Source organism: Exiguobacterium sp. s70 (assembly GCF_018618315.1).
Classification (GTDB): Bacteria; Bacillota; Bacilli; order Exiguobacteriales; family Exiguobacteriaceae; genus Exiguobacterium; species Exiguobacterium chiriqhucha.
In genome coordinates, this window is record NZ_JACSLV010000001.1 from 494,659 (window position 1) to 514,645 (window position 19,987).

General features: G+C 51.6%; 22 protein-coding genes. 3 read left to right on the forward strand and 19 right to left on the reverse strand.

The window, feature by feature from the left end; translation table 11 throughout:
- Positions 1-61: 61 nt before the first annotated feature.
- Entirely contained in the window at positions 62-490 is a 429-nt protein-coding gene (locus tag KNP84_RS02545; protein WP_214756290.1) for a hypothetical protein, read from the reverse strand.
- Entirely contained in the window at positions 487-1,137 is a 651-nt protein-coding gene (locus KNP84_RS02550; RefSeq protein WP_215114153.1) for an SIMPL domain-containing protein, read from the reverse strand. Before KNP84_RS02550 ends, KNP84_RS02545 begins: the two co-directional genes overlap by 4 nt.
- Before the next feature lie 136 nt (positions 1,138-1,273).
- Between KNP84_RS02550 and KNP84_RS02555 the strand changes: the two genes are divergently transcribed.
- Positions 1,274-1,954, forward strand: coding sequence for an excalibur calcium-binding domain-containing protein (locus KNP84_RS02555; RefSeq protein WP_215114154.1), 681 nt, complete (start codon positions 1,274-1,276; stop codon positions 1,952-1,954).
- 60 nt (positions 1,955-2,014) lie between these two features.
- Here KNP84_RS02555 and KNP84_RS02560 read toward each other — a convergent pair whose 3' ends face one another.
- The 10 genes from KNP84_RS02560 to KNP84_RS02605 form a co-directional block, all read right to left on the reverse strand.
- Complete coding sequence (locus KNP84_RS02560) at positions 2,015-2,188, reverse strand: hypothetical protein (protein WP_215114155.1); 174 nt, start codon at positions 2,186-2,188, stop codon at positions 2,015-2,017.
- 33 nt (positions 2,189-2,221) lie between these two features.
- Positions 2,222-2,965 carry a hypothetical protein gene (locus KNP84_RS02565; protein WP_215114156.1) on the reverse strand — a complete coding sequence of 248 codons (744 nt, stop codon included), beginning with the start codon at positions 2,963-2,965 and terminating at the stop codon, positions 2,222-2,224.
- Positions 2,962-3,507 (reverse strand): RNA polymerase sigma factor, encoded by a 546-nt coding sequence (locus tag KNP84_RS02570; RefSeq protein ID WP_215114157.1) that lies wholly within the window; start codon positions 3,505-3,507, stop codon positions 2,962-2,964. The genes KNP84_RS02565 and KNP84_RS02570 overlap by 4 nt, the downstream gene beginning before the upstream one ends.
- Before the next feature lie 57 nt (positions 3,508-3,564).
- Complete coding sequence (locus KNP84_RS02575; protein WP_215114158.1) at positions 3,565-4,074, reverse strand: hypothetical protein; 510 nt, start codon at positions 4,072-4,074, stop codon at positions 3,565-3,567.
- Positions 4,075-4,172: 98 nt separating this feature from the next.
- Positions 4,173-6,743, reverse strand: coding sequence for an ABC transporter permease (locus tag KNP84_RS02580; RefSeq protein ID WP_215114159.1), 2,571 nt, complete (start codon positions 6,741-6,743; stop codon positions 4,173-4,175).
- Positions 6,740-7,423 carry an ABC transporter ATP-binding protein gene (locus KNP84_RS02585; RefSeq protein ID WP_021066503.1) on the reverse strand — a complete coding sequence of 228 codons (684 nt, stop codon included), beginning with the start codon at positions 7,421-7,423 and terminating at the stop codon, positions 6,740-6,742. The genes KNP84_RS02580 and KNP84_RS02585 overlap by 4 nt, the downstream gene beginning before the upstream one ends.
- Positions 7,424-7,508: 85 nt before the next feature.
- Positions 7,509-8,513: a sensor histidine kinase gene (locus tag KNP84_RS02590; protein WP_215114160.1), complete on the reverse strand. Its 1,005-nt coding sequence runs from the start codon at positions 8,511-8,513 to the stop codon at positions 7,509-7,511.
- A gap of 1 nt (position 8,514) precedes the next feature.
- Positions 8,515-9,195, reverse strand: coding sequence for a response regulator transcription factor (locus KNP84_RS02595; protein WP_215114161.1), 681 nt, complete (start codon positions 9,193-9,195; stop codon positions 8,515-8,517).
- A gap of 93 nt (positions 9,196-9,288) precedes the next feature.
- Positions 9,289-10,296, reverse strand: coding sequence for a tRNA dihydrouridine synthase (locus KNP84_RS02600; protein ID WP_215114162.1), 1,008 nt, complete (start codon positions 10,294-10,296; stop codon positions 9,289-9,291).
- A gap of 87 nt (positions 10,297-10,383) precedes the next feature.
- Complete coding sequence (locus KNP84_RS02605; RefSeq protein WP_215114163.1) at positions 10,384-10,995, reverse strand: TetR/AcrR family transcriptional regulator; 612 nt, start codon at positions 10,993-10,995, stop codon at positions 10,384-10,386.
- 217 nt (positions 10,996-11,212) lie between these two features.
- On the opposite strand from KNP84_RS02605, the gene KNP84_RS02610 reads away from it, so the two are divergent.
- Both KNP84_RS02610 and KNP84_RS02615 read left to right on the forward strand, forming a co-directional pair.
- Positions 11,213-12,172: a DUF5692 family protein gene (locus KNP84_RS02610; protein WP_215114164.1), complete on the forward strand. Its 960-nt coding sequence runs from the start codon at positions 11,213-11,215 to the stop codon at positions 12,170-12,172.
- A 110-nt stretch (positions 12,173-12,282) separates the two neighbouring features.
- The gene (locus KNP84_RS02615; RefSeq protein ID WP_215114165.1) at positions 12,283-12,843 is read left to right on the forward strand and encodes an AAA family ATPase; all 561 of its coding nucleotides are present in this window, start codon (positions 12,283-12,285) and stop codon (positions 12,841-12,843) included.
- Between the two features lie 92 nt (positions 12,844-12,935).
- On the opposite strand, the gene KNP84_RS02620 is transcribed toward KNP84_RS02615, so the two are convergent.
- From KNP84_RS02620 to gatC, 7 genes are all read right to left on the reverse strand, one after another.
- The gene (locus KNP84_RS02620; RefSeq protein WP_215114166.1) at positions 12,936-13,454 is read right to left on the reverse strand and encodes a DM13 domain-containing protein; all 519 of its coding nucleotides are present in this window, start codon (positions 13,452-13,454) and stop codon (positions 12,936-12,938) included.
- Between the two features lie 96 nt (positions 13,455-13,550).
- On the reverse strand, positions 13,551-14,123 hold the full coding sequence (locus tag KNP84_RS02625; RefSeq protein WP_215114167.1) for a dihydrofolate reductase family protein: 573 nt from the start codon (positions 14,121-14,123) through the stop codon (positions 13,551-13,553).
- Between the two features lie 77 nt (positions 14,124-14,200).
- Positions 14,201-15,562: a 23S rRNA (uracil(1939)-C(5))-methyltransferase RlmD gene (gene rlmD, locus KNP84_RS02630; RefSeq protein WP_215114168.1), complete on the reverse strand. Its 1,362-nt coding sequence runs from the start codon at positions 15,560-15,562 to the stop codon at positions 14,201-14,203.
- Positions 15,563-15,658: 96 nt separating this feature from the next.
- Positions 15,659-16,660 carry a diacylglycerol kinase gene (locus tag KNP84_RS02635; RefSeq protein ID WP_021066490.1) on the reverse strand — a complete coding sequence of 334 codons (1,002 nt, stop codon included), beginning with the start codon at positions 16,658-16,660 and terminating at the stop codon, positions 15,659-15,661.
- A 61-nt stretch (positions 16,661-16,721) separates the two neighbouring features.
- A complete protein-coding gene (gatB, locus tag KNP84_RS02640) occupies positions 16,722-18,152 on the reverse strand; it encodes an Asp-tRNA(Asn)/Glu-tRNA(Gln) amidotransferase subunit GatB (protein ID WP_021066489.1) in 1,431 nt (476 codons plus the stop codon).
- A gap of 12 nt (positions 18,153-18,164) precedes the next feature.
- Positions 18,165-19,607: an Asp-tRNA(Asn)/Glu-tRNA(Gln) amidotransferase subunit GatA gene (gatA, locus tag KNP84_RS02645; RefSeq protein ID WP_215114169.1), complete on the reverse strand. Its 1,443-nt coding sequence runs from the start codon at positions 19,605-19,607 to the stop codon at positions 18,165-18,167.
- An 11-nt stretch (positions 19,608-19,618) separates the two neighbouring features.
- On the reverse strand, positions 19,619-19,909 hold the full coding sequence (gatC, locus tag KNP84_RS02650; protein WP_021066487.1) for an Asp-tRNA(Asn)/Glu-tRNA(Gln) amidotransferase subunit GatC: 291 nt from the start codon (positions 19,907-19,909) through the stop codon (positions 19,619-19,621).
- Between the last annotated feature and the right edge of the window lie 78 nt (positions 19,910-19,987).

A 19,987-nucleotide genomic window follows, 5' to 3' on the forward strand; every position in this document is an offset into this window, starting at 1 on the left:
AATCTCTACGTATCTACATATGACTCTTCCCTTAATGAACGATACCTCATCACGGAATCATTTATTTTTTGTATCTTTTCTTTACTCGTGTGGACACAAAAAGGACAGCGCCGATCCCAAGTACCGCATATGCGACTGTATCGAGATGGTCACGCATGCTGAACGGGGCGTCATGCCGATATTCGGCCCGCTTCCATCCCAACTCGTCCTCGACCGCGAGCACATCCTGCATCGCTTCCCCGTTCACTTCTCGATAGGTCGTCCCAATCGGATACATGTTCGAGGCATCCCCATAATAGCTGCCATCCATATCGTCGGCCATCGTCTTCACCTCGCCGACGACTTCTCCCAAGTCAGCCTCCAATACGGCAACATCCATCACTTCATACACCCGTCCATCCAACACGACGAACGCATACGCCCACGACAACGCTTGAGCCGACAGAGAGACAGACAGAAGGAGCAATACTAATCCGATGACACGCCTCATCGAATCGCCCACACGAACGTCGCCGAGTCACTCAAGTCAATCTCGTCCGGTTCGAGTTCCGGCATCGCGGCCTCTGAGAAGAGCACCTCGTCATGGAGCGTGAGACGTGTCGGGGAGTAAAGATGGAGCTCGCCCCACGTGTAATCGATTTGAAGCAAGTCACCGAGCGTCGCCCCGGCCCCTTTCGCCAACAGTTCGGCCCGATGACGCGCGTTCGCCGCCGCGCTCGCGAGCAGTTCATCTTGAATCGTATCCGCATCCTTGATCGTGAACGAGATGGACAGTTTCGGTTCGGCTAGCGAGTTGCTGACGTGTTCGATGACCGAGGACAATTGTTTCGTATCGAGCGGAAACTCGAGTTTCGTCTTCTGCTGACAGACATAACCCCGGAAACGAGATTTATAGTTGCCTTGCTTATCACGATAACTCTCATAGTCCGTGTCGATCGAGAAGTCGGTCGTCTTGAGCGCTGCTTTCTCGAATCCGGCCTGCTCGACTGCCTTTTGTAGACGCGTGACGGCCATCGCCGCCCCGTTCATCGTCTCCTCATAACGGACGGCTCTTGACGTCAAATCCATTCTCACGACAATCAAATCGGGCTTAGCCGATACTTTTCCTGTTCCTTTCACGGTGATCGTGCGGTCCATGTGATTTCCTCCTTCTGAGTTTAAAAAAACATGTAAATTCTTTATCTGGAAATTAATTATTCCATTCCCCTTTATTGTTAAATGATGGTATATTGGTAAAGTTGTTTTTCACTTATATACGAGGAGGATTTATTCATTGAACAAAAAAATATTCGAACGAACTGATGTCATTATCATTGCACTCATTTTACTTTTCCCTTTAGGATTATTCCTGATGTGGCGTCATCAAAAATTTAACGAATCTACACGCGTCTTGATTACTTGCGCCATCTTGATTTTAGTTGGTTCGGCTTACACACAAGCGACGAAAGTGAGTCGACAAGTGTATGAGCAGGATCTTTCGGCAGAACAAGCTAAATACGTAGCTCTCCAAACCAAAGTCGAGGCCGCCCAACAAGAATTAGACGATTCGATGGAAGAAGTCGAAGTACTTCGTGTAGAAGCTGACGAAAAAGCCAAGCTTCAAATTGCCGAAGCCGAGAAACAAGCTTTACAACTTGTAAAAGAGGCAGAGTCTAAAGCCGACACGATTGTTTCCAAAGCCGAGGATGAAGCGGCTAGCGTCGCTCAATCTCAACTCAATGAAGCGAAAGAAGAAGCTGCCGATCTCATTGCACAAGCCGAACAAGAGGCAAGCGCTTTGAAAGCTGCAGCCGCAAATGAAAGTTCATCTTACTCGGCCGCTGCTGCGCCGACAAGTCAAAAGTTCCAAAATTGTACGGACCTCCGCGGCACTTACCCAGGTGGTGTCAGTTCAAATCATGCGGCTTATCAGCCAAGCATGGACCGTGATAAAGACGGCTGGGCTTGTGAATAATGGATGCCAGAATCAACCTCCCATCATCGGCGAGGTTGATTTTTTTACGCTTCTCACTTCTCACGCCCGAGCTGTCAATGACACCACGAGTCCGATGAGATAGCCGAATGTTGCACCTGCCGCAATCCCATACACCAATTCAAATCCAAGTAGGAGCGAACTGATAATGCCAATCCCTGCCCCGAATACTAAACCGAGCCCTACCCCTGACGCTCGCCAATTCTGCTCTGTCATTGTAGTCCCCCTCCCTTCCGTATCCCCTTCCCGTTAACGGAACCGTTCCATCATGAACGCTTCTATGTCATCGAGTGTTTCAGCGCCACGTAGCGACGGATAAGCGTCGCGACTGAAAACGAGTCCTTCGTCCGTGTTCAAGAACATGTAACGCTCACCGTCTGGAAATCCGTAATCACTCACGTCCATCACTTGAAGCGTGGCCCCGTTTTGTGACCAGACGTGGGAAGCATCATGCCGTCTCGGCATAAAAATCCCTTCCATGCCGAGACGAAGTTCAGAGATGACATCCGCATCCGACTGAAGCACTTCAGAACCGACACCGGCAACCGTGAGGACTTGAATCGTGCTGCCTGGCTCGATCTCGCCCCGATAGACGTCTGTCACGCCAATCGTCACAATCGACTGATATTCCGCTTGTCCGTTGAAGTCGAGCTCGATGTGGTCAATCTGTTTCACGACGCCCCGTACCACCGCAGGTTCCCATTTCGAGAACAGCTCGTCTTCACTCATCTCGGCAAGGTTTGCTGATGACATCCCGACATCGATGTCCTCTTCATCGATATATGCGACCGACATGTTGCTCGAGCTGTCCGACAGCGGAATCAATTCTTTAAAACCGTTCCATGTCACGACAAAGAGTGTGACAGCGGCTGCTGCGATGAGACCGCCCATCCAACGCCAATGTCTTCGTTTCTTTACCTCGACTTCCATCGATTCCTCAACGAAACGGTCATCGACGTCTCCCATCAAACGTGTGAGCCGATCTCCGTTCATAGCGCCACCCCTTCCGCTTCGAGCACTTGCTTCAAGTCGTTCCGAGTCCGCAGCAGCACCATCTTGACCTTGCTCTCACTCACGTGTCGCATCTTCGCGATGTCTTTAATCGATTGAAAGTGAAAGTAACGCCCCATAAAGATCTGCCGGGTCTCTTGCGACAACTGGGCCAAAAAGTCGTTCAACAACTCGACGACTTCTGAATCCGTCGCGACGGAGGAGGCGAGACAGTGCTCGAGCTCACTGACAATGAGCGGGACTTGCCCCGCCCCGCGCTTCTTCGCGTTCGTTTTCTCATACTTATGGAGCGAGACGTTACGGACTAGCTTTGCCAAATAGGCGGCTAGCCGCGCTGGACGTGTCGGCGGAATCGCTTGCCACGCCTTCATGTACGTATCATTGACGCACTCGTCCGCGTCCTCTCGGCTGTTTAAAATGTTATAAGAAATCGTATGACAATAGCCGCCGTACTTTTGCGCCGTCGCCTCAATCGCCCGCTCGGAACGTTGCCAATACAAATCGATAATCGCTTGATCGTCCAATCGAATCCCCCTCTCGATGTACTTACATCTTTATAGACCGGAAATGAAGTCCATCGGTCACAATTTCTGTAAAAGTTTTTTGGAGCGGCTCTTCACGGCCGAACTTCCCGTCTCGATCTGCGACTCGAGCAAGGCTTTCAGCTCGTCATGAAATCGTGGATGCACGGCGCTCAAATCAAACATCGCCTGCAGAGCGTTGACGATGACGATGGCGCTCGTCTCCGTGTCAATCCAATCGGTGAGCACGTGAACGATGCCGGACGCCTCTTCCTCTGTCCACGTCATCCGTGGCATGAGTTGGGCCAAGTGCCACCTCACTTCTTGTTGGGTGGCAATCTGTAACTGCTCGAACAAGGACGCCTGATGAGCTCGAAGCAGCTTTGGATGACGGCGTGTCACTTTCTCTATCGCGTCTGCGCTCCGCATCCGAACGACGGGACGGTCATCGGTTAGGCCGGTCATCAATTCGCTGAATCGGTCCGGGTCGTTCCCGACGTAAGCGACGACCGCATCGACATGACCAATTGAGCGCAAATCCCCGCCACTCAATACTTCTCGGATGTCCATTCTCCCACCTCTTTCTTCTCTCTCATTTTACAAAAAACGGGACTCAGTAGACACTGAATCCCGTTCCATCTATTTTTTGAGTGACTCTACGTCAATCATCAATTGTTCTCTTGCTTCAACCGGTCGATGATATTATCCGACTTCACTTTCGAAATCGCGTATACCATCGAAGAACCAACGATCAGGAAAATTATGACCGTAACGAACAAGATATCGCCCCACGGCAACGTGAACGGTGCTTCGAACGTGTTGATTTGCGCCCGGTAAATCAGGTACATGATCAGAACACTGACGGGCACCCCATACGCCAATGCTTTCATGCCGTAGAAAATGCTCTCATAGTACACCATCTTGTTGAACCCTTTTGGTGTCATCCCGACCGACCGCAGCATCGCAAACTCGCGACGACGGAGCGAGACGCTCGTCGAGATCGTGTTGAAGATATTCGCCACCGAGATGAGCGAGATCAAGACGATAAACCCATAGACAAAAATCGATAACAACAACAACACCTGCTCTTGTTGTTCACGCTGCTCCGACACGTTGAAGATGTATTGGTCCATATTTTGTTCCGCCTCAATCACTTGTTGCGTCGCCTCAGGATTACTCGTGTTCAAGGCGATTGATGGACTTGATTGTTTCATCAATTGACCAATCGCATCCTCTTCAAACGTCCCTTCCCGAACGATCACATCAAGCCATCCAAGTGAGCTCGTCATCACACCGGTCGGGGGGACGTCGGTCATGGCGCCGATTTTGATTGTTTTGAGCGGTGCCGTCTCGTCCGTTGCGTTCTCGTCCCGGAGTTCAAGCGTATCGCCGATTTCGGTCTCAATCGTCTTCGAGTTCACAAATTTCTTCTTGTCGACGTCTTGATACGATACTTCATCAATCAAGACAGCACCCGGCATCTCCCCGTCTTCAAAATTGCTGGCGGATGCCCCGATCTGCTTCAAGTACGCATCGAAACTTTCATCATCTAATTGATAAAGAGAAACGTAGTACACAAATTTCCCATCGACGAACGTGGACACCAAGTCTTCATTCTCGGTGACCGCGCTCGGTAACCGCGCTTCGTCAACCACCGTCTGGACGGTCGTGTTCTCGAAGTACGTCCCGCTCGTCACATTATCCAACGTCTCATAGCGACGTAAGTCATCTTTACTGAGATTCGACCCGTTCACGAGAATGTCGAACTCGTACGTGCCTTGTGACATCTCGAGTGACTGTTCGAGTCGATCCGTGAAGTAACTGACGACTAAAAACAGCACGATACTGATGACGAGCGAGAACACCGTCGCCAAATACCGTTTCCGGTTGCGTTTTGTGTTTTTCAGCCCAATCTCCGCTTCCAATCCGAAGATCCGTCGCACGAGTTTCGACGTCTTCACGTTCTTCGACGTCAGTCGCACGTCCTGGGTCTGACGAATCGCGTCAATCGCAGAAATCTTCGAAGCGCGGCGCGCCGGCAGATAACACGAGATGAAAATCGTCACGCTCGAAATGAAGACCGTCAACAGGAGTGTGAGCGGGGTGACGACGACTTCAAACTTCTCCGTCACGTTGAGCGCCTTCTCCGCAAAAGCGTTGATGAACAAGAACGTGACCCCGATTCCGGTCACCCCGGCGATGATACCGATCGGGATGCTAATCCCTCCGATGATCAGTCCTTCAAAGAAGACCGAGTTTCGTTTTTGCCGTTTCGTCGCCCCGACACTCGCGAGCATCCCGAGATAACGCGAGCGCTCAGATACGCTGATGGCAAAAGCGTTATAAATGAGCGAAATCGAGCCGATGACGATAACCGCCATGATGATGCCACCGAACCCGTACAGCGTCTTGCGCAAGCCGTCATCATCCGTCACCCCATAATAGCGGAGCAACGATGAGTTATAAGCGACCCCTTCAATCTTCTGTTCGTTCATCACTTGTTTCGTATCCTCATAGATCGAGCCGTTCACGTCGTTCAAGGCGACGAACGTATCGACGATCGCACCGTTCAACGCTTTGTCGTCAATGTATCCGACGACCGTATAGCCCGGCGACCAAGTCGGCTCCCAGGCTGGGCGCGTCATCGTGCCGACGACGGTCAACGTCACCGTATCCTCGATTTTCAACTGTTCAAGCATCGTCTCCCCGTCACGGATCAAGCCATCGTTTTGGGTTAATACGCGACCTGATGATTCGTCCATGCGCTCACCGATCTCAATCGTCAATTCATCCCCGATATTGTACGTGACTTGCGCATTTTGACGGATGGCCTCAGAAATAACGACTTCGCCTTCTTTGTTTGGCAAGCGTCCCTCCGTCAAGTCGACGGGAAAGTTCTTGAGCCCTGACGTGTTATAGTTCCGGACGTATAAGTACGGTTTATAGGCATTCTGTGAATTCTTTAATTCTGCATAGCCGTCACTTGAAAGGATGACATCCTTCGTCGATGCATCATTTCGAATTGCCTCGACCTGCTCCTCATTCGTGTTGATGTATTGGACGTGCCATTCTCCATTGTCCGCGATGTCTTGACGGATCATCAAGTCTAAGAACGATGAACCGAGTGTCGTCACAGCCGTGATCATCGCCACCGAGATGATAACCCCGATGATGGTGACGAGCGAACGCCGCTTGTTTTCACGCAAGTGTCGAAGCGTCATTTTATTGATGATGTTCATGAGCGGACGACCTCGTTCTTCGCAATCTTCCCATCCTCGATCGAGATGATCCGGTCGGCCTGCAAGGCGATTCGTTCGTCATGCGTGATGATGATCAGCGTCTGATTGAACTTCTTGTTGAACAGTTTGAGGAGGCTCATGATTTCTTCACTGTTTTGACTGTCCAAGTTCCCCGTCGGCTCATCGGCCAAGATGATGGCCGGGTTGCTGATGAGCGCCCGACCGATGGAAACGCGTTGTTGCTGCCCGCCAGACAATTGGTTCGGCAGATGAGTCAATCGGTTCGACAGACCAAGGATGCCGATGATGCGCTCCAAATGGGCGGCGTCGACTTTTTGCTCGTCCAACAACATCGGCAGTGTAATGTTCTCCTCGACCGTCAAAATCGGGATTAAGTTGTAAAACTGATAAATCAAACCGATTTGACGGCGGCGGAAGATGGCGAGCTGTGTCTCGTCTAACTTGTAAATATCCGTGTTGTCAATCAACACTTGTCCACTCGTCGGGACATCGACGCCGCCGAGCAAATGTAACAACGTCGACTTCCCCGAGCCCGACGGTCCGACGATACAGACGAACTCGCCTTTTTTGACCGTGAACGACACGTCATCGAGCGCCCTGACTTCCATCTCGTCTTTTCCGTATACTTTCGATAAGTGTTGCACTTCTAATATGTTCATGTTTGCACCCTCCAGTACTTGATCTACTTTGAGTGTACCGAGCGAGTGTGACACGTCCGTGACTCGAAAGTGACTGTTTCGTCACTTAGACGATTGCTTTGTAGAATCGAATTTGAAACGCGGTCCCGGCTCCACGTTCACTGCGGACGGTCAATTCCCCTTGTTGACTCGTGATGATACTGTGGGCCATGGCGAGCCCGATGCCGACGCTGTCGTCACTCGCATTCATACCCTTATAAAAACGTTGGAAAATATACGGGACGTCTTGTTTGGCGATGCCGCTCCCCGTATCGCGAATGACGATTTCCGTATACAGGGTGTTCTCGCTGAAGTCGATGAACAGCTCCCCTTGTTCCGGTGTATGCTCGACGCAATTCTTCAAGATGTTGATGAGCGCCTCGGTCGTCCACTTCAAGTCGCCTTCGAACGTGACATCACGCTCACCCTTAATCTGAAGCCGCTGCATTTTAATATCGATCGGCACAAGCATCGGTTCCGTCACGGCTTGAACGAGCACGGGGACGGATACCCGTTCCCGTTTAAACTGAATCGTCCCGGCATCGATTTTAGACAGCTTGAGCAGTGACGAGACGAGCCACTCCATCCGCTCGAGCTGCACCTGTACGTTATGCGTGAACTCTTGACGCTTGTCATCTGACAGCCGGGGGTCACTGAGCAAGTCCGCCATGACGGTCATCGAGGTGAGCGGGGTCTTCAGCTGATGGGAAATGTCGGAGATGGCATCCGTCAACTTCTGCTTGTCCTCTTCGAGATGCGTCCCTTGTTCCGACAGCATCTTCGTCACTTTATAGATTTGGCTCTTCAATAGACTGAGCTCGCCTTCACGGTTGTCGCGGACATCGAGTTTATAGTTACCGTTGCTGATTTCTTGGAGGTAACTCGACAACTGATCGATCTCCCGATAGCGCCACGCCGTGAACCGATATGTCACGATCAAGAACGCGACCGACAAAAGGAGGACGAGAATGACGGCCTCCATCGATAGGAACAAAGCTGCGACGATAGAAGCCACCCCAATCAGCAGCAACAGACTGACTAAATAGATACGGATTTCTCGATTGCGCAACATGTCAGCGTTCCACCTTATAGCCAATCCCGCGAACCGTCTTAATCAACGTCGGCCGTTGCGGGTCGTCTTCGAGCTTCTCGCGTAACCGTTTGATGTAGACAGTCAACGTATTGTCATTCACGAAGTCCCCGCCCATGTCCCAAATCTGGTCGAGCAGCTGGGCCCGTGATAACACTTGGCCCGTATGTTTCCCGAAGATGAGCAGTAAACGATACTCGAGCGCTGTCAACAGGATCTCGCTTCCATCTTTTTTGACTTTGGCGTCTTGGGTATTGATTTCAACCGCCCCGATTGTCAAAACGGGCGAGCTGGCTTGTTTATTGTAGCGGCGCAATACCGAGTGAATCCGTGAGATGAGTTCACGGACCCGGAATGGTTTCGTGATGTAGTCGTCTGCCCCCATATCGAGTCCCATGACGACGTTCACTTCATCATCGAACGCTGTCAAAAAGATGACAGGTATGTCCTGTTTTTGTTTTACGAGCCGACACAAGTCATAGCCGCTCCCGTCCGGCAACGACAAGTCGAACAGACACAGGTCAATCGTATGTAACTGTTGTTCAATCAACTTGGTCGCATCAGCCACGTTCTGGCATAGCGTCGTCGTGAATTGTTCTTGTTCGAGCGAATATTGGAGACCGGAGGCGATTGTCCGGTCGTCTTCAACGATTAAAATATGCATGTCTACTCCTCCTGTTTCGTTTCGACTACTCAAACTTCTCTTCCAATTCTATCGAAAAAAGGGACCCAGTATACACTGAATCCCGGTAAAACATTATTCGACTGTCGACGCCGCTTCGGCAAGCGCAGCTTCTTCTTTATGATAGTTCTCGACGAACGCATCAAGGTGCTCCCTCACTTCGTCTGTCGATTTCGTGTCCATGAGCTTCACACGGAGGTCGCTCGCCCCGCGGAACCCTTTCACGTAAATCTTGAAGAAGCGGTGCAAGTTCGAGATTGAACGCGGCACCTCTTCTTGGAACTTATCTTGCAAATCGAGTTGGAGACGAAGCAAGTCGAGATACTCTTCCATCGAATGCTCACGCGGCTCTTTCTCGAACGCGAACGGGTTCTTGAAAATCCCGCGGCCGATCATGACGCCGTCGACGCCATATTTCTCGACGAGTTCTAATCCCATTTGACGGTCAAGGATGTCACCGTTAATCGTGATGAGCGTGTCCGGTGCAATCTCGTCACGCAGTTTCACGATATCCGGGATCATCTCCCAGTGCGCGTCGACTTTACTCATCTCGTTGCGTGTGCGCAAGTGAATCGATAAGTTGGCGATGTCTTGCTTCAAAAGATGCGTCAACCAGTCGCGCCATTCGTCGAGCTTCGCAAAACCGAGACGCGTCTTGACGCTGACCGGGATGCCGCCGGCTTTCGCCGCTTGAATGAGTTCGGCTGCGACGTCAGGACGGAGGATGAGTCCGCTCCCTTTGCCACGCTTGGCTACGTTCGGAACCGGGCACCCCATATTGATGTCGAGGCCTTTATAGCCCATCTCGGCCATGCCGATGCTCATCTCACGGAAGTAATCCGGGTTGTCACCCCAAATGTGGGCGACCATCGGCTGCTCGTCCTCGGTGAACGTCAAGCGCCCGCGCAGGCTGCCTTTCCCTTCCGGATGGCAGTAGCTGTCCGAGTTCGCAAACTCGGTGAAGAACACGTCAGGGCGTCCCGCATGGGCGACGACGTGGCGGAAGACGACATCGGTCACGTCTTCCATCGGGGCAAGTATAAAGAATGGACGCGGCAAGTCGCGCCAGAAGTTTTCTTTCATGTCAAATCATTCCCTTTCGTAGTCAATCCAATAAAATCACTTTATCTATCTTATTATGGACGCGGGAATGTATCAACTGACAATACTTCAAGAATCGAAACGCTGTTCATTTTCGATGAGTTTAAAGAAGTGTGTAAACCCGTCCTGCAGCAAATACTCTAATATACGATTCGTGTGCTCAGATTCGACAACTTGAACATTCAACAGCGTTTGGAGCACCATCCCATCGATTGCAGCCATCGTCCACGCGGCGACCGCTCTCGTCGAGGGTCCGCGTTTAACGCCGTACGCTCTCACAAAGATAGCTTCGACGCGATTGATCCAATCCTCATATTTTTCCTTAAACTTATTTTGTAACTCCACATTCCCGAGCATCGCCTCATGAGCCAAATAAAACTGCAAACGGCTTTCCGCATCTTTTTTGAGTCGGTCTTGCATCCCATCAAAGATTTCTTGAATGATTTCGCGGGCCTCTTTCTTATCTTCAATCGAGATGGTCGCGATTCGTCGAATCTCACCTAATCCTTCGTCCATCACGTCATACAGAATAGCCTCTTTCGAACTGTAATAATGATAGATCGCGCCCGTGCTAAAGCCTGCTTTTTTTGCGATTCCTCGAAGCGTCGTACCTTGAATCCCGTTTTCGATAATCGTCGCTCGCGCCGCTTCTAATATCTTTTGTTTTCCTTCGTTCATCATATGCCCGACGCTCCTCACGTAATAATGGCTAATTATATCATAATGATTTGTCTGATTTATGACATGTCCCTGTGACGTACCAAACCGTATTGACATCGCTTTCACTAGTTTGTTACACTTTTCACATAAACATAACGAACGTTCGGTATGTTTAAAGACATCATCTTTTCATCGTTGCTTCATCACTATCCTTTAGAAATGAAAGGGGCGTTATCGTATGTTCTTCTTTGAGTCTATCCCTTGGTACAATGTCGTGATGTGGTTCGTCGTCTTCGGTCTATTGATCGGGTTGAATGAAATCGTCCGATCTAGCAAAAAAGCAAGTATCTTCATGTTCATGGCCGTACCGATCGCCTTGACCCCGATTTGGTTTTTCACCGCCGATCCTGAAATTACCTCATGGTTCCATTGGGTGAAAGTGTATTCAGCATTAGCCGGAAGCTTAATTTACATGGTCATCCGCTTCACCGATTACCATAAGAAGCATCCATGGTATTTGATGCTCGTCCCAGGTATTTTGGCACTCAACATCGCCGAGGCCGTCGTTCGAGAGTTCCAAGTCGGGATCATGGGATTTGAAGGGATGGTCGATGGAATGTACTACATCTCGGGCGGTTGGAACTACGTGAACGCCGTCGCGGGAATCTTGAACTTGGTCCTCATCTGCGGCTGGGTCGGGATTTTCGCGACATCTGGTAAAAAGAAAGACATGCTCTGGCCGGACCAGACGAAGCTATGGATTATCGCCTATGGTATTTGGAACATTGCCTACGTCTATTCATGTGCACCGGGTAACGCTTTTTACTCAGGCTTCGCTTTGAACATCGCTGCGACAGTGCCCGTACTCTTATGGGCAAAAGGTACATGGATGCAAAACCGTGCCCAGACGCTTTCGTTTTGGATGATGTGGGTCATGACGTTCCCTTACTTCTTTGCTGTCGGTAGTACGTTCAATGTGAGTGTGTCATACAACCCGGCAGCGAACTGGACGATCGCCCTGCTCAGTTTGGCACTGAACGTCGTCCTCGCCGTCTGGCAAGTGACGCGAATCGTCAAATATAAACTCAATCCATTGAAAGATGAATTGTGGAAAGATACGAACGAATATAAAGAAATCAACGCGATGCGTGAAGACACTGTTTCTGAACAGGAAACTGCGGCCAGTAGAGTGCTGTAAATATGAGACAGACGGACTGCGTGATAGTCCGTCTTTTTTATTTTTTACAGGACAATCATCAAACCAATCAGAATGGTAATACAGAAAGTATTTTGAAAGGATGGATAAAGATGATCGTTTGGATCAACGGCGCTTTCGGATCAGGAAAAACGACAGCCGCCAAACAATTGCAAAAACGGTTACCGAACGCGTTTATCTATGACCCGGAACAAGTCGGCTTTTTCATTCGCGACAATCTGCCCAAAGACATGCAACTTGCCGATTTCCAACATCATCCGGAATGGCGGGCATTCAATGTTGAGATGTTGGCGAAGATTGCCCGTTCATACGATGGCGTAGTCATCGTCCCGATGACGCTCGTGGACCGCCCATACTACGATGAAATCATCGGAGCCTTACAATGTGACGGGATTCGGGTCGACCATTATATTCTTCACGCCGATAAACGGACACTCGTAAGACGATTAAATAAACGCTTCGAATGGTTCAATTCGTGGGGCAAGATACAAATCGACCGCTGCCTCCACGCTTTTCATCACGACATCACACGTGACAAAATCGAGACCGATCACCTTACAGTCGAACAGGTCGTCGAGGAAATCTCTAAGCGGAGCGGCTTGACACTACTAGCAGTAAAACGCAGTCTCTTCGTACGCGCGTTCCGGTCATGACGAAGCAAGAACCCTCCAATCTACCGATTGAAGGGTTCATTCTTGAGGAGTCTTTAGTCTTTCATCATAGGCGCAATCAACTCGTAAATCGATTATTGTTTTAGTTCACCAAAACCAAAATCCGCATCGAAGGCCCGGCACCAAATCACGACCGTCGAATACTGAGTGAGGTCGACGTCTTCAGGGACTAAATAGTTTTGATTCCCCGTGTTTCCTTTCAAAGCCCCTAAGCTGATTCCTTCTGTCGTTTCCGTCCCAGGCTGAATCAAATAAACAAACAGATCGGGTCCATTGGTCGTTTGAAAATCCTCAAATCTGAGGTACAAACCATCGTCCGCGTTAATTGTTTGTATCGTTCCAGAAGTTTGGTAATTCTTTTCTCCATCCATAAACATTCCTGACAAACCGAGAGTCTCTGGATCCATTGTTTCATCTTCCGCATCGGGCGTTACAGCTTCCGGTTCTTCGGTCATCTCAACAGTGTCTGTAGAGACGGGTGGGAGCCCCTCATCTACTGTTTGATCGAGAAAGAGAGGAGAGATTAACCACCACCCAATGACCAATATTAAAACGAGCAAGAGACCGATTACGAGTTTAGTGATAGTCTTCATTTTTTCGCTCCCTTTCGCTAGGAGAACATGGGTTTACATCAATTATATGTTTCTGTCTATTGAAGCTTCAAGGTCTACTCAAACCGCAATGTGCAATCACATCCTGTGATAATGAGAGACGATGACACCTTTCGTCATCGGATAATGCTCAATTGATTTAAAAGTGATTGGATTCATTTCCCCATTTGGGAACAAGCGCTTCCCTGCCCCTATGATAATCGGATAGATAATCAACCAACATTCATCGACTAGGTCGTTTTGAAACAGAGCATGGGCCAAATCACTGCTTCCCCACACATGAAAATCGGGCCCAGCTTCCAGCTTCAATAGCTTTAACTGTTTGATGGGGTCCGTCAAAAAAACGGTCGGCTCCCATAGACTTTCACGCAACGTTTGTGACGCTACGTACTTTGTCGCAATTTGTGCTTCCGGCCAAACATTCGCGTGTTGGGGCCAATAGTCTCCCCATTGTTCATACGTCTTTCTCCCAAGTAGCAATGCAAAGTCGCTGTGCATTTGCGTCCGAATCAGACGACCTAACTCATCACTCGCAAATGGTTCTGTCCATCCTCCATATGTAAACCCTTCGCTCACGTCCTCGTCTTGCCCACCCGGTGACTGAATCACACCATCCAAGGATACATGTTCAAGTACAATGATTTTCCTCATCTTCATCACCCCTTTTGACACGACTAAACAAAAAACCTCCGATTTCAAACAAAATCGAAGGTCCATCTGCATTCATCTTATTCCATTTTTTCTAGCCACGCCACCGTCTCCACATGCGCCGTATGCGGGAACATGTCGACCGGCGTCACTTCGACGAGTCGGTAGCCACGGTCCGCAAGATAACGCATATCGCGTGCCTGCGTCGCGACGTTACACGACACGTAAACGATCCGCTTCGGTGCCATCTCGACCATCGTCTCAAGGAACGACTCGGCACAGCCTTTACGTGGTGGATCGACGACGATGACGTCAGGATTGATGCCATCCTGCTTCCACTTTGGCAACACATCTTCTGCCGCTCCACACGCGTATGTCACGTTGTCGATTTCGTTGACGAGCGCGTTCTGTTTCGCGTCCTCAATCGCTTCCGGTACGACTTCGACGCCGTATACGTGCGCCGCTTTCCGGGCAAGGAACAGACTGATCGTCCCGATGCCGCAATAGGCGTCGACGACTTGCTCGGTCCCGGTGAGTTGCGCGTATTCGAGCGCCTTGCCGTATAGCTTCTCCGTCTGGACCGGGTTGACTTGGAAGAACGAGTGCGGGGAAATCGTGAACGTCAGTCCACCGATCTTGTCCTCAATCGTCTCATGGCCATATAACAATTTATTCGTCGACCCTAAGATGACGTTCGTCTTGTCCGGGTTGACGTTTTGCATGATCGACGTCACGTCCGGGAGACGCTTCAAGATGTCGGCGACGATCTCGTTCACACCTTTGATTTTCGTCGTCTTCGTGATGAGGACGATCATCAATTCACCCGAATGATACCCGTAACGGGCCATGACGTGGCGGATGACGCCGCGCCCTGTCTTCTCATCGTACGCCGGCACACCGTGCGCCGCGAGCACGTCACGGACGACTTGGACGGCCTCATCGTTGCGCTCGTCTTGGATGAGACATTCCTTCATTTCGACGATATCGTGCGAACGTGGACGATAGAAACCCGCGACGAGACGACCGGCTTCGTCTTTGAACGGCACTTGCGCCTTGTTGCGGTAACGCCATGGTTCCGGCATGCCAATCGTCTCGTGGACGGGCACGTCGAACTGACCGAGTCGTTTCAACGCATCGACGACACGGTCCCGTTTTTGGCGGAGCTGGCCGTCGTAGCTGAAGTGTTGGAGCTGACAGCCTCCGCACTGATAGAAAATCGGGCACGGTGGCTCGACGCGGTCCTCACTCGCTTGTTTCACATCGATCAAGCGGGCGAATCCGTACTGTTTATTCGTCTTCGTCACGACGATCTCCACGGTCTCTCCCGGAAGTGCGTTCGGGACGAACAACGTGTAACCGTCGACCCGTGCCACGCCCGCGCCTTCGTGTGTGAGGTCGTGGATGTGGACGTCGAGACGGTCATTTTTTTGGACTGGTAACATGAGTCTCTCCTTTCCCGATTCAAAAAATAGTGTGTATTGGTTCATACCCGTTCCAAGCGAACGAAAAGCTCGGCGTGTGCGCCACGCCGAGCCGAATCATTCTGCTTTCTCGTTTGACACGTTGAACAGCTGTTTGATCATCTGCTCGCGTTCATACTGGGCGTTCAAGTCTTCCATCTCACGGATGCGCGCGTTCGGTGCGAGCACCGTCAAGTGACGGAACAAGTTTCGCATCTCGCCCGTGCATTCGCCGCCGTATTCGCCGTCGATATTGAGACTCATCCGTTCCGTCGTCGTCTTCATCTTGACGCGTCCCGTCTTGACGTGCTCGACGAGCGGACTCGACAAGTGCTCACCACGGAGCAACAAACGGACGACGTGGATGAACTCGAACAAGTTACACTTGCGCAAGATGAACAAGTCGAACAGTCCGTCGTTCAGTGAGGCGTGTGGTGAAATCTTCTCGAAGCCACCGACCGAGTTCGAGTTCGACGTGAGGAAAATCATGACCTCGCCGCTGAACGTGCCCTCATCGTGCTCGAGCTCGATATACGTCGGCTTGATGAGTGGAAGCTTCTCCATCCCTTTGACGTAATAGGCAAGCTGACCGAGCGCCGTCTTCAGTTTCGACGGCACCTCGTACGACAGCTCCGTCATGATGCCGCCCCCGGCGATATTGATGAAGTAGTGGATATCCCCTGTCTCCCCTTCAATCTCACCGAGGTCGACCGGCATCTCGAAACCGTCACAGATGACGTCGAGGGCACCGACGACGTTGAGCGGAATCCGCATCGCTCGGGCAAAGTCGTTCGTCGTTCCGACTGGGATGAGTCCGATTGTCGGACGCGTGTCGAGCGGGGCGAGTCCCGAGATAACCTCGTTCAGCGTCCCGTCCCCACCAGCCGCGATAATCAAGTCGAACTCGGCCTCCGCGGCTCGAACGGCTTCGAGCGTCGCGTCGCCGATTGCTTTCGTCGCGTACGTCGACGTCTCATAACCCGCATCCTCGAGGCGGTTCAAAATGTACGGGAGTTCCCGTTTGATCACTTCTTTTCCAGATGTCGGGTTATAGATGACCCGTGCGCGTTTTCGTTGCATACTATTCTCTCCCCATGCTCAAGTCGAGCGAAAAGCGAGACACAAGTGCCTCGCCGCTTGTTTAGCGTTTGGCGATCTCTTCGTGGAACAAGCCATCGAGGAGTGCCGGGTTCGCCATCCCTTTCGTCTGCTTCATGATCTGTCCGATGATAAAGCCTTTGGCACGGTCTTTCCCGTTCTTAAAGTCTTCAATCATCTGCGGATGCGCTTCGAACAAGTCAAGGATGTAGCCGCGGAGCAAGTTCTCGTCCGAGATTTGGGCGAGACCGTTCGCTTCGACGTACGCCTTCGGCTCGGCGCCTTCTTCGATCATGGCTGTGAACACGCGTTTGGCGATCTTCGAAGAAATTGTACCTTCTCCAATCAAACGAATCAACTCCGCGAGCGAGCTCGGCGTCAATTTCATCGTCTCGATCGTATCATCCGATTTGTTCAAGTGACCGAGCACTTCGCCCATGAGCCAGTTCGCTGCCGCTTTCGGTTCGGCACCGGCCGCAGTCGTCGCTTCGAAGAAGTCCGAGAACTCCCGCGTCGACGTGAGCGCCTTGGCGTCATAAGCCGACAAGCCGTAGTTGTTCATATAACGTTCGCGACGTGCGACCGGAAGTTCCGGAAGCGTGGCGCGGATGCGTTCTTTCCATTCCTCATCGATTTCGAGACGGACGAGGTCCGGCTCTGGGAAGTAGCGGTAATCGGCCGCTCCTTCTTTGACACGCATGAGGATCGTCTTCTTCGCTGCCTCGTCAAAACGGAGCGTCTCTTGACGCATGACGCCGCCCGTGATGAGCAGTTTGCGGTGACGGTCTTCCTCATACTCGAGCGCCTTCAAGACGTTCGAGAACGAGTTCAAGTTTTTGAGCTCCGTCTTCGTTCCGAACGGCTCTTGACCGAATGGACGGACCGAGATGTTACAGTCGCAACGAAGCGACCCTTCTTCCATCTTGACGTCCGAGACGCCCGCGAACGAGAGCACTTCTTTCAAGCGCTCGAGGTACGCGACGGCATCTTTCGGTGAGCGCATGTCGGCTTCACTGACGATTTCGATGAGGGGTGACCCGGTCCGGTTGAAGTCGACGACCGAGTGTTTCTCGCCCGTGTGGTTCATCTTCCCGGCATCTTCCTCGAGATGGACGCGTTCGATGCGGAACCGCTTCATCTCACCGTCGACTTCGACATCGACGTGACCGTTGAAACCGATTGGCTGGTCGAACTGCGAGATTTGGTACGCTTTCGGCGTATCCGGATAGAAGTAGTTCTTGCGGTCAAATTTCGTATCGGTCGCGATTTCGCAGTTGAGTGCCATCGCGGCCTTGATGGCGAGATTGACCGCCTCTTCGTTCAATTTAGGCAAGACGCCCGGGTGTCCGAGACAAATCGGACACGTCTGTGTATTCGTTTCGGCACCGTATGTGCGCGAGCAGCCACACCAAATCTTCGACTTCGTGCTCAGCTCGGCGTGCACCTCGATCCCGATGATCGTTTCAAAGTTCATCGTACGTCCTCCTTAGAACTGTGGCATCTTGAAACCGCCGTTTGCTTGTTCAAAAGCATGGGCCACGCGGTAGAGTGTTGGTTCACTGAAATGGTTCCCGATGATCTGTAAACCGACCGGGAGGCCTTCTGACAAGCCAGCCGGTACCGAGATGGCCGGGATGCCCGCCAAGTTGACCGGAATCGTCATAATATCGTTGGCATACATCGTGAGCGGATCTTCGAGCTGGTCACCGAGTTTGAACGCGACCGTCGGCGCAGTCGGTCCGATAATCGCATCGTAGTCGGCGAACACGTTCGCAAAGTCTTGCTTCATGAGCGTGCGGACCTGTTGCGATTTTTTGTAGAACGCATCGTAATAACCCGAGCTGAGTGCATACGTCCCGAGCATGATGCGGCGTTTCACTTCTTCCCCGAAACCTTGTTCGCGCGAATACGTGAACACTTCTTCGAGCGCATCGGCCTCGGCGCGGCGTCCGTAACGGATGCCGTCAAACCGGGCGAGGTTCGAAGACGCTTCTGATGACGCGAGCAAGTAATATGTCGGGAGCGCATATTTCACTGTCGGGAGCGAGACCGTCTCGACCGTCGCACCGAGCGACTTGAGCGTCTCGACCGCTTCTTCAATCTGTTTGCGGACACCGTCTGACACGCCTTCGGCCATGAACTCTTTTGGAAGCGCGAGCTTCATGCCTTTGATGTCGCCGTGAAGCGATTTCGTGTAATCCGGAAGGTCGACCGTCGCTGACGTCGAGTCCATGTCGCAATGACCGGCAATCGCGTTCAACAAGTAGGCGTTATCTTCGACCGTACGTGTGAGCGGACCGATTTGGTCGAGCGACGAGGCGAATGCGACGAGGCCGTAACGTGAGACGAGACCGTACGTCGGTTTCATCCCGACGACGCCACAATAGGCCGCCGGTTGACGAATCGAGCCACCCGTATCCGAGCCGAGGCTGAACAGGACTTGGCCGGCCGCGACCGTTGCCGCTGAACCGCCTGACGAACCGCCTGGTACGCGCGTTGGGTCCCACGGGTTACGGACGACTTTGAACGCCGAGTTCTCGTTTGATGAACCCATCGCGAACTCGTCCATGTTCAACTTCCCGATTGTGACGGCACCGGCGTCATGGAGACGCTCGACGACCGTCGCGTCATGGGCCGGGACAAAGTTCTCGAGAAACTTCGAGGCACACGTCGTGCGTGTCCCTTTCGTGACGATGTTGTCTTTGACGCCGATCGGCAAACCGAAGAGCGGGTTGTCCGATGTCTTGGCGAGCTCGTCCATCCGTTTCGCCTGTTCGAACGCGTCTTCGTTGAGCGTCAAGAAGGCACCGATTTTCTCGTCGGTCGCCTCGATGCGGTCAAATGATTCTTTGACGAGGTCGGATACCGTGACTTCGCCTTCTTTTATAAGCGTATGCAGCTTGGCTACACCGTGATCAAATAAACTCATGAAGGGCCTCCTTATTCAAAGACCGCTGGGACACGGACTTGGCCGTTCTCCCAATCAGGTGCCATCCGTTCGACTTCCTCGCGTGGAAGTGAAGGACGAACCTCGTCTTTGCGTAGTACGTTTTTCAAATCTAGGGCATGGGTCGTCGGGATGACGCCCGTCGTATCGAGTTCATCGAGTTGCTCGGCGAACTCGAGGATTTTTGTCAATTGCTCCGTGAAGTGCGTCACTTCATCTTCTGTGATCGCAAGTCGGGCGAGTCCGGCGACGTGCCGAACTTCAGCTTCTGTGATTCGAGCCAAAGGTTCCACCTCCAACAGTTTTCAATACATCGTCCATTATCATACCACTTTTTTATAAGACAAAAAAGAAAATCCCAT

Coding starts and splice junctions, on each gene's coding strand:
- KNP84_RS02615 (WP_215114165.1), top strand. CDS start 12,283: ATGATCGTTTGGATCAACGGCGCTTTCGGATCAGGAAAAACGACAGCC.
- KNP84_RS02545 (WP_214756290.1), bottom strand. CDS start 490: ATGAGGCGTGTCATCGGATTAGTATTGCTCCTTCTGTCTGTCTCTCTG.
- KNP84_RS02625 (WP_215114167.1), bottom strand. CDS start 14,123: ATGAGGAAAATCATTGTACTTGAACATGTATCCTTGGATGGTGTGATT.
- KNP84_RS02585 (WP_021066503.1), bottom strand. CDS start 7,423: ATGAACATATTAGAAGTGCAACACTTATCGAAAGTATACGGAAAAGAC.
- KNP84_RS02560 (WP_215114155.1), bottom strand. CDS start 2,188: ATGACAGAGCAGAATTGGCGAGCGTCAGGGGTAGGGCTCGGTTTAGTA.
- KNP84_RS02590 (WP_215114160.1), bottom strand. CDS start 8,513: ATGTTGCGCAATCGAGAAATCCGTATCTATTTAGTCAGTCTGTTGCTG.
- KNP84_RS02565 (WP_215114156.1), bottom strand. CDS start 2,965: ATGAACGGAGATCGGCTCACACGTTTGATGGGAGACGTCGATGACCGT.
- KNP84_RS02600 (WP_215114162.1), bottom strand. CDS start 10,296: ATGAAAGAAAACTTCTGGCGCGACTTGCCGCGTCCATTCTTTATACTT.
- KNP84_RS02595 (WP_215114161.1), bottom strand. CDS start 9,195: ATGCATATTTTAATCGTTGAAGACGACCGGACAATCGCCTCCGGTCTC.
- KNP84_RS02550 (WP_215114153.1), bottom strand. CDS start 1,137: ATGGACCGCACGATCACCGTGAAAGGAACAGGAAAAGTATCGGCTAAG.
- gatB (WP_021066489.1), bottom strand. CDS start 18,152: ATGAACTTTGAAACGATCATCGGGATCGAGGTGCACGCCGAGCTGAGC.
- KNP84_RS02575 (WP_215114158.1), bottom strand. CDS start 4,074: ATGGACATCCGAGAAGTATTGAGTGGCGGGGATTTGCGCTCAATTGGT.
- KNP84_RS02635 (WP_021066490.1), bottom strand. CDS start 16,660: ATGCAACGAAAACGCGCACGGGTCATCTATAACCCGACATCTGGAAAA.
- KNP84_RS02620 (WP_215114166.1), bottom strand. CDS start 13,454: ATGAAGACTATCACTAAACTCGTAATCGGTCTCTTGCTCGTTTTAATA.
- KNP84_RS02610 (WP_215114164.1), top strand. CDS start 11,213: ATGTTCTTCTTTGAGTCTATCCCTTGGTACAATGTCGTGATGTGGTTC.
- gatA (WP_215114169.1), bottom strand. CDS start 19,607: ATGAGTTTATTTGATCACGGTGTAGCCAAGCTGCATACGCTTATAAAA.
- KNP84_RS02580 (WP_215114159.1), bottom strand. CDS start 6,743: ATGAACATCATCAATAAAATGACGCTTCGACACTTGCGTGAAAACAAG.
- rlmD (WP_215114168.1), bottom strand. CDS start 15,562: ATGTTACCAGTCCAAAAAAATGACCGTCTCGACGTCCACATCCACGAC.
- KNP84_RS02605 (WP_215114163.1), bottom strand. CDS start 10,995: ATGATGAACGAAGGAAAACAAAAGATATTAGAAGCGGCGCGAGCGACG.